Source organism: Acidimicrobiales bacterium, assembly GCA_036399815.1.
Taxonomy (GTDB): Bacteria; Actinomycetota; Acidimicrobiia; order Acidimicrobiales; family DASWMK01; genus DASWMK01.
Genome location: DASWMK010000201.1, coordinates 1 through 7,859, shown reverse-complemented (window position 1 = coordinate 7,859; position 7,859 = coordinate 1). Strand labels below are relative to the sequence as shown.

7 protein-coding genes are annotated in these 7,859 nt (G+C 77.8%); 3 read left to right on the top strand and 4 right to left on the bottom strand.

The features are described 5' to 3' along the window. Positions 1 to 277: hypothetical protein (locus VGB14_15000; GenBank protein HEX9994235.1), on the bottom strand; the 277-nt coding region annotated here is incomplete at its 3' end. Positions 278 to 334: 57 nt separating this feature from the next. Here VGB14_15000 and VGB14_14995 point away from each other — a divergent pair. Next, complete coding sequence (locus tag VGB14_14995) at positions 335 to 2,269, top strand: hypothetical protein (GenBank protein ID HEX9994234.1); 1,935 nt, start codon at positions 335 to 337, stop codon at positions 2,267 to 2,269. Here the strand turns inward: VGB14_14995 and VGB14_14990 are convergent. After that, positions 2,208 to 3,737: an NAD(P)/FAD-dependent oxidoreductase gene (locus VGB14_14990; protein ID HEX9994233.1), complete on the bottom strand. Its 1,530-nt coding sequence runs from the start codon at positions 3,735 to 3,737 to the stop codon at positions 2,208 to 2,210. The genes VGB14_14995 and VGB14_14990 overlap by 62 nt on opposite strands. 108 nt (positions 3,738 to 3,845) lie before the next feature. Here VGB14_14990 and VGB14_14985 point away from each other — a divergent pair, with 108 nt between their 5' ends. Beyond that, positions 3,846 to 5,423, top strand: coding sequence for a glycosyltransferase family 39 protein (locus tag VGB14_14985; GenBank protein HEX9994232.1), 1,578 nt, complete (start codon positions 3,846 to 3,848; stop codon positions 5,421 to 5,423). Between the two features lie 292 nt (positions 5,424 to 5,715). Continuing rightward, positions 5,716 to 6,843, top strand: a complete 1,128-nt coding sequence (locus tag VGB14_14980; protein HEX9994231.1) for a hypothetical protein — start codon at positions 5,716 to 5,718, stop codon at positions 6,841 to 6,843. Here VGB14_14980 and VGB14_14975 read toward each other — a convergent pair. Next, a complete protein-coding gene (locus tag VGB14_14975) occupies positions 6,831 to 7,037 on the bottom strand; it encodes a hypothetical protein (GenBank protein HEX9994230.1) in 207 nt (68 codons plus the stop codon). The genes VGB14_14980 and VGB14_14975 overlap by 13 nt on opposite strands. Before the next feature lie 73 nt (positions 7,038 to 7,110). Continuing rightward, on the bottom strand, positions 7,111 to 7,859 hold a 749-nt coding region (locus tag VGB14_14970; protein HEX9994229.1), incomplete at its 5' end, for a hypothetical protein.

Here is a 7,859-nt window from a genome sequence, read left to right as displayed (position 1 = left end):
CGACGGCGTCCCGCTCGGCCCGGGCGGCGGCGGCGCCCGCCTCCGCGGCGGCCGCGGCCGCGGTCACGGCGTCGACCGACGCGGTCGCGGCGCCGAGGCGGTCGAGGGCGGTAGCGGTGGCCGCGTCCGCCTCCGCGGCGGCGGCCCGGTCCTCGGCGGCCGCCCGCTCGGTGGCGCCCAGGCCCGAGCGCACCAGCACGTCGCCCGCGGCCAGCGCCAGCACCACGACCACGGCGCCGGCGACGGCCCGTCGCCCCCGGCGGTCGGCGGAGTCCATGGCGGCCCGATCTTGGCAGCCCCGGCCGTGGAGGGGTCGGCACCTAGCATCCGGCCGATGAGCGCTCGGTGGGGCGGGACGGCGGCGCTCGCGCTCGTCCTGGCCGCCGCCGCCGTGCTGCCCCAGGCCGTCGCCCTCCGCCTCTACCCCGGCATGTCGCCGGTGCTCGACGCCGCCGTGTACACCCGCCAGGCCGACGCCCTCGCCGAGGGCGACCTCGCCATCCCCGGCGACCAGGTGACGGCCAGGACCCGCCCGTTCTTCACCACCGAGCGGGACGGCCGCTGGGTGTTCAAGTACCTGCCGGGCACGGCCGCCCTGCTGGCCGCCGGCCGGGCCGTCACCGGGTCGTGGCGGCCCGCCGCGGCCGCGGCCTGCGCCCTGCTCGCGCTGGCCGCCTGGGGCCTGTGCCGGTCGCTCGGCGGGTCGCCGCGGGCCGCCGTGCTGGCCGCCGCCGTGGTCGCCCTGTCGCCCATGACCCTGACCCTGGGCGGGCTCCCGCTGAGCTACGTCCCCGCGGCCGCGCTGGCCGCCGCCGGCGCGTGGGCCGCAGCGGACGCCGAGCGCGGCGACCGGCCGGCCCTCCGGGTCGTGGCCGGCGGCCTGTTCGGCGCGGCGCTGTGGTGCCGCCAGCTCGAGGTGGTCGCCGCCCTCGCCGTGGTCGTCGCCTGGGTGGCCGTCACCCGGCGCCGGGCCGGTCGACCGGTGGTCCCCGCGCTCGCCGCCGTCGGCGCCGGCCTGGTCCCCTTCGCCGCCGGCATCGCCGTGTTCGACTGGGTGTACGTCGGCGCGCCCTGGCGGCTGCCGTTCTCGCTCACCCCGTCCGACACGCTGGGCTTCGGCACCCGCCGGGTGCTGCCCGGCGCGCCGGCCTACGAGTACGGGCCGGGCGAGGCGTGGGACGGGTTGCGACTCGGGCTCGGCTCGTTCGCCACCTGGGTGGTCGCGCCGCTCTCCGTGCTGGCCGCTGCCGGGTGGGCCGCGGCCCGCCGCCGGGTCCGCTGGCCGCTCCCCGTGGCGCTGGCCGCCGCCGTGCCCGTCGCCATGCTCGCCTTCTGGGGCTCGTGGTACGTCGTGTCCGACCCCGGGCTGTCGATCTACGACCGGGTCGGGCCCTTCTACCTCGTCGCCGCGCTCGCCCCCGTCGCCGCCCTCGCCGGCGCCGGGCTCGACGGCTGGCTGGGCGCCCGCCGGGGGCCGCTGCTCGTGGCCGCCGCCGTGGTGGCCGCCGTCGCCGTCCAGGCGTTCCCGCTGGCCCACCGCCTCGACCTCGTCGGAGAGGAGCAGGACCAGTGGGTGGCCTTCGCCGACCGGCTCGACGAGCTCACCGCCGGCGGCGCCCTCGTCCTGGTCAACGCCGACCACCTCGACGCCCCCTTCGAGGACCTCCGCCGCCTCGACCCCGGGCCGGGGCCGGACTACGTGACCGCCGACCCGGCCGACACCGACCTCGCCGGCATCGCCGCCCTGGCCGGCGGCCGCCCGCTCGTCCGGGCCACCGTCGAGGTCGGGTCGCTGTCGAACGGCCTTCTGGTCGGCCGGCCGGAGGCCATCCCGGTCGACCTGGCCGCCGGCCCGGCGCTCACGGCCTCCCTCCGGGTCACGCCACCGCCCGAGGCCACCGCCGTCACCGCGGTGGTGCGGGCCGGCGGCGACGAGGCGGCCGTGCCCGTGCCGGTGGCGCCGTCCTCGCTCGAGCTGGCGGCCACGCCCGCCGGCCTCTCGCTGGCGACCGGCGGCGGCACGGCGACCGTCTCCCTCCCCGACGGGCCGACCCTCGCCGAGGTGGCCGTGCGGGTGACCGTCCCCGGCGAGCCCGAGCGGGTGGCGACCACCCGCGTCCCGGTCGACCGGCCGGCGCCGGGCGAGGTGCGGTGGCTGGTCCCGGCGCCCGTGGCCGAGTCGGTCGGCGGCGGGCCCGAGGTGCGGTTCAGCCTGGTGCTCGGGTGGCCCGCTCCGCCGCCGCCCGGGCCATCACGTCCCGGGGGATGACGGGGGCGTCGCGCCCCGTGCCGGCGTCCTCCGGCCCCTCGCCGGCCCGCTCCTCGTGGTACTCGGCCTCGACGTTGACCTGCCAGATCTCGTGCCCGGCGTCGAACAGGATGTTCTCGACGGTCAGCATCGCCGTGTACATCGAGTGGTCCTGGTTGTTGTACTTGTGCATGCCGTTGCGGCCGACGGGGTGCACGTTCGGCGCGTTGGCCTCGAGCCACCGGCGCAGCACCTCGACGTTGGCCCGGTAGCGGTCGTCGTAGACCGGATAGGCCTTGGGCATGCGGACCACGTAGCCGGACTCCACCCGCCCCGGCTGCACGAGGCCGAGGGCGGCGAGCTCCCGCTTGCCCAGCTCCACGAGGTCCTCGTCCTTCGAGGTCCACAGGTCGTCGCCCTCGAACACGAAGTACTCGAGGCCGAGGCAGGTCCGCCCGTCCTTGACCATGTACGGCGACCACGAGCCGAAGTTCTGGATGCGGCCGAGGCGCACGTTCGGGTCGTGGACGTAGATCCAGTTGTCCGGGAACCCGTCCTCGGCCGGGACGACCAGGGCGATCGTGAGGAAGTCGCGGTAGTGGAGGTCGTCCGCCGCGGCGCGCACCTCGTCGGGCACCGGCGGGTCCATGGCCCGCAGCAGGGCGGTGATCGGCATCGACGAGATCACCTCGTCGGCCGGGTAGGTCGTGACCGCGCCGCCGGTCTCGGCCTCCACGGCCACGGCCCGGCCCCCCTCGTGGCGGATGCGGCGCACGGTCGTGCCCATCTGCACCTTGGTGCCGGCCGCCTCGACCAGCTCCCTGCACCGCTCCCACATCATCCCGGGGCCGTGCTTCGGGTACTGGAACTCCTCGATGAGGGAGGTGATCTCCTTCTGGTTGCGCTTCGGGAGGACGGCGTTCATCACCGCCTTCCACAGGGACAGGTTCTTGATGCGCTGCGCCGCCCAGTCGGCCTGGATCTCGTGGGCCGGCACCCCCCACACCTTCTCGGTGTAGGTCTTGAAGAAGATGCGGTAGAGGCGGGCGCCGAAGCGGGCCGTCACCCAGCCCTCGAAGTTCGACTGGTCCTTCGGCGGGCGGATGCGGGCCCACACGTAGGAGGCGACGCACAGGACGGCCTCGAGCAGGCCCAGGTTGCGCAGCGCGTTGCCGGCCTTCAGCGGGTAGTCGAAGAACTTGCCGTTGTAGTAGATGCGGCTCATCCGGGGCCGCAGCAGGAAGTCCTCGTCCGGCAGGATCTCGTGCCAGAGCCGCTCGACGGCCCCCACCTTCGTGAAGAACCGGTGGCCGCCGATGTCGAAGCGCCACCCGTCCCGCTCGGCCGTGCGGCTGATGCCGCCGACGACGGTGTCGGCCTCGAGGACGGTGGAGGGGACGCCGTGCTTGGCCAGCTGGTAGGCGGCGGTGAGGCCGGCCGGTCCGGCCCCGATCACGACGACGTTGCCCGGCTTGTCGGCAGGCGGCATGGGGGTCTCGGTCGCTTTCCGTGGAGTTGGGGGAGTGTACGCGAGGGCGGGCCCGGGCCCGGGGGAGGGTCGACGGACCGCACGGGGGCCGCCGGTACAGTGCCCGGCGTGCCCGTGACGAGTCGCGCCCCGGCCGCCGCCGCGGGCGCGCCGCCTCGCTCCGGGCAGGCTACCGCCGGCGCCTCGCCGGCCACCACCGCCGCCGGGCGCCTCGTCTGGGCGGCCGTCGCCGGCCTCGTCGCCGTCGGCGTGGTGCTGCGGTTCGTCACCACCTCGCCGCTGTGGCTGGACGAGGCCATGTCGGTCAACATCGCCAAGCTGCCGCTCGGCGACATCCCCGCGGCGCTGCGCCACGACGGCCACCCGCCGCTCTACTACTTCCTCCTCCACGGCTGGATGGCCGTGTTCGGGCAGTCCGACGTCGCCGTGCGGGCCCTGTCGGGCGTCTTCGCCGTCGCCACCCTGCCGCTCACCTGGCTCGTGGCCCGGCGGGTGGGCGGGCGCGCCGCCGCCGTCGCCGGGCTGGTGGTGCTGGCCACCAACCCCTACGCCGTCCGCTACGCCACCGAGACCCGCATGTACTCGCTGGTGATGGTGCTGGTGCTGCTCGGCTGGCTGGCCGTGACGGCGGCCGCCGAGCGGGCGACGCCCGCCCGCCTCGCCGCGGTCGCCGTCCTGTCGGGCACCCTGGCCCTCACCCACTACTGGGCGTTCTACCTGGCGGCCGCGACCGCGGTCGTGCTGCTGGCCCGGCGCCGGTGGGCGGTCGTCGCCGCCCTCGTCGCCGGCGGCGTGCTGTTCCTGCCCTGGCTCCCGAGCTTCCTCGAGCAGGCGGCGCACACGGGCACGCCGTGGGCCGGCGCCGTCCGGCCGACCACCGTGCTCATGGCCACCGTGCTCGACTTCGCCGGCGGCCTGCCGAGCGAGGCCCAGCTGCTGGCGTTCGTGCTCGTCGGGCTGGCCGTGCTCGGCCTCGCCGGCCGGGCCGTCGACGGGCGGCGGGTCGAGCTCGACGTGCGCACCCGGCCCGAGGTCCGCCGCGAGCTGGTCGTCGCCGGGCTGACCCTCGCCGTCGGGTGCCTCGTCGGGTACGCCACGGCCAGCGCGTTCGCCAGCCGCTACGCCGCCGTCGTGTTCCCGCTGTTCGTCCTGGCCGTCGCCGTCGGCGCCACCCGCCTGGCGTCGCCGGCCACGAGGGCCGTCGTGCTCGCCGCCGTCGCCGTCCTCGGGCTCGTCGGCGGGGCGAGGAACGTGCTGGAGGACCGCACCCAGGGGGCCGAGCTGGCCGCCGCCATCGAGTCGACCGGCGCGGACGGGGACCTCGTGGTGTTCTGCCCCGACCAGCTGGCGCCGGCCGTCGACCGGGAGCTGGCCGACGGCATCGTGCGGGTGCCGTTCCCCGACCCGGCGTCCTCGCCCGAGCGGGTCGACTGGTACGACTACGCCGACCGCAACCAGGCGGCCGACGTCGGCTCCTTCGCCGCCGACGTGCTGGCCAGGGCGGGCGACCGGGCGGTGTACCTCGTGATCGCCCCCGGCTACGAGACCTTCGACGAGAAGTGCGAGGCGCTCCAGGCCACGCTCACCGCCGCCCGGCCCGGCGCCGCCGTCCTCGTGCCCGCCGACCCCCGCGTGTTCGAGCACGCCGGCCTCGTGCGCTTCCCGGCCGCCCCACCCGGCGGATGACCGTCGCCCCGCCGCGCCCTGCTGGGGGGATGACGGGCGCCCCGGCCCGCCCTGCCGGACGGGCAACCGGCGGCCCAGGGCGCCCCGGTCGGCGCGCCGCCCTGGGGGTGACCGGCGCCCCGGCCCGCCCTGCCGGGCGGGCAACCGGCGGCACCGTGCGACCCGGTCGGTGCCGGCCGCCTGCGCTGCCCGGCGACCGCCCCGCCCGCCGCCCCGCCGGGCAGGTCGCCGGCCGGCGCCGGCGATGACGGTCGGGCTGCGTCGGCGGCCTGCGGCCCGGGCGGCGGCGACCGTGCCGACCCGGCGGGGCCGCATCGTCCGGCACCCGGTGGCCGCCGACCTGCTCGCCGCCCTGCCCGGCTGGCTGCTGGCCCGGGCGCTCGTGGCCGCCGGGTTCGTGCTCGCCGCGGTGGTCTCCGACGAGCTGCGGCCCGGCGCCCGGCCCTTCCAGCTCACCCAGGGCCTGCTGGCCTGGGACGGCGAGTGGTACCGCCGCATCGCCGACCTCGGCTACGCCGGCACCGACCCCGAGGCCGTCCGCTTCTTCCCGCTGTTCCCGCTGCTCGGCCGGGCCCTCGCCGTCGTGCTCCCCGGCGGCGCCGAGGTCGCCCTCGTCGTCGTCGCCAACGCCGCCGCGCTGGCCGCGGGCGCGCTCGTCCACCGGCTCGTCCTCCTCGAGACCGGCGACCGCGACCAGGCCGTGCGGGCCGCCTGGCTGCTGGCCCTGGTGCCGCCGGCGTTCGTGCTGGCCTTCGCCTACGCCGAGCCGCTCATGCTGGCCCTGGCCGTCGGCGCCTTCCTCGGCCTCCGCCGCCGCCGGTGGCTGGCGGCCGGCGGCCTCGGCCTGCTCGCCGCGCTGGCCCGGCCGGTGGGCGCGGCGCTGGCCGTCGCCGCCGCCGTCGAGGCGGCGAGGGGCTGGCGGGCCGCCCCGCGCGCGGACCGCCTGCGCCGGGTGGCCGCCGTCCTCGGCCCGCTGGCCGGCGCGGCCGCCTACCTGGCCTGGTCGGCGGTGGCCGACGACGACGCGCTCGCGCCCCTGCGCCTCCAGGAGGGGTTCCGCGGCGAGCTGGTCGACCCGGTCAGCCGCCTCGTCGAGGGGGTGCGGGACGTGCTCGGCAGCGAGGCGCTGGGCGACGGCCTGCACCTGCCCTTCGCCGTCGCCGCCATCGCCCTCCTCGTCGTCGTCGCCCGCCGCTGGCCGGCCTCCTACACGGCGTTCGCCGCCGTCGTGGTCGTGATCGCCCTGTCGGCCGAGAACCTCAACTCGCTCGAGCGCTACGCGCTGAACGCCTTCCCGCTCGTGCTCGCCATCGGGTCGCTGACCGCCGGCCGCCGGGCCGAGGGGGCGGCCCTCGCCGTGTGCGGCGCCGGCCTGGCCGCGCTCACGACCCTCGCGCTCGTCGGCTCCTACGTGCCGTAGGCGACCTCCTCGAGGCGCCGGATGATCAGGATCTCCGAGGTGCGGAAGCTCGCCATGCGGCGGCTCCAGCAGTCGACCACCTCCCGCCCCTCGCCGGTGCGGAAGAACGTCGTCATCTGGCCCTCCTGGAGGTAGGCGTCGGCCCCGTCGACCACCTCCACGGTCCGATCCTTCAACGTCACCTGGAACCGCACGTCGTCACCGTACGAAACCGGGCCTGTGCGGAGGAAGACGGACAACCCTGTGGGTTGCCCTGTGGACGACCGGCTACAGGGCGGCGATGCGGGGGATCGCCGCCCTCGGCCCGAGGCGGGGCGGCCCGGCCCGGCCGGCCTCGATCAGCCGCAGCACCCGGCCCCGGTGGCCGGTGAACGGGGCCAGCAGCTCGAGCATCCGCTCGTCGGTGCCCCTCGGCTCGCCGGCCAGCGCCCAGGCCGCCTGGTGGGGGAGGTGGTAGTCGCCGACGGGCACGGCGTCGGCGTCGCCGAGGGCCCGCGACGCCACCTCGGCCGCCGTCCACGCCCCGACCCCGGCGACGGCCCGCAGCCCGGCCGCGGCCTCGGCCGGGGGCAGGGCGGCCAGCCGCTCGAGCGCCGCGGCCCGCCGGCAGGCCCGCCCGACGGTGTCGGCCCGCCGCCGCTCCACCCCGAAGCGGTGCCACGTCCACGACGGCAGGCCGGCCCAGGCCTCGGGGGGCGGGGGCACGAGCATCCCCGCCTCGCCGGCCGGCCCCGGCGCCGGCTCCCCGAGGGCGCGCACGAGCGCCACGTACGACCGCCTGGCCTGCCTGCCGGTCACCCGCTGCTCGAGCACGGCCGGGACCAGCGCCTCGACCACGGCGCCAGAGCGGGGGATGCGCAGGCCGGGCTGGCGCCGCCACAGCTCGGCCACCACCGGGTGGGCCGGGTCGAACCCGGCGACGTCGTCCTCCGCGCCGGCCAGCCCGGGCGCGGCGTCCAGGGCGGCGTCGGCGCCCGGGCCCCACGCCGTCGCCGTCACCGTGCACCCGCGGGTGG